The following is a 703-nucleotide window of genomic DNA, read 5'->3' on the forward strand; positions in this document are numbered from 1 at the left end:
GGGGCCGGGCGGCGCACGGTCGTGAAGGCGATCACCGAGCCGAGGACCAGCACCCCCGCGCACAGCACCATCGCCCGCCCGAACGCCTCGTCGAAGGCGTCGGCCGAGCGGTAGGCCTCCGCGCCCATCCCGGTCAGCAGGGGAAGCGCGGCGNNCCGCCGCCCGTGCCGCCGCGTTGTTGATGCCGCTGGCCAGGCCAGCGCGGGAGACGTCGACCGAGGCCAGGACGGTCGCCGTCAGCGGGGCGACCAGCGCGACCAGGCCGAGGCCGAGGATCAGGACGGCGGGCAGGACGTCGGCGGCGTAGGAGGCGTCGGGACCCACCCGGAGCATCAGCAGCATCCCCGCCGCGGCCAGCAGGGGGCCGACGGTGAGCGGGACGCGCGGGCCGATCACCTCGGCCAGCTGGCCCGAGCGGGCGGAGAGCAGCAGCATGAGGACGGTCGTCGGCAGCAGGGCCGTACCGGCGCCGAGGGCGGAGTAGCCGGACACGACCTGGAGCTGGACGGCGGACAGGAAGAAGAAGCCGCCGAGGGCCGCGTACACGCACAGGGTGACCAGGTTGACGGCCGTGAACTGGCGCGACGCGAAGATGTCCGGCGGCATCATCGGGTCGGGGCGGCGCCGCTCGACGTACACGAAGGCCACCGCGGCGGCGAGGCCCGCCACCGCCGCCACCGCCACGACGACGGACCCCTCGCCC

1 pseudogene is annotated in these 703 nt (G+C 75.6%); it reads right to left on the reverse strand.

The features are described from left to right. Window positions 1-703: pseudogene (locus BZL64_RS38570) on the reverse strand (MFS transporter); the annotation flags it as partial.

The sequence above is a fragment of the Streptomyces bobili genome, assembly GCF_002154575.1.
Classification (GTDB): domain Bacteria; phylum Actinomycetota; class Actinomycetes; order Streptomycetales; family Streptomycetaceae; genus Streptomyces; species Streptomyces bobili.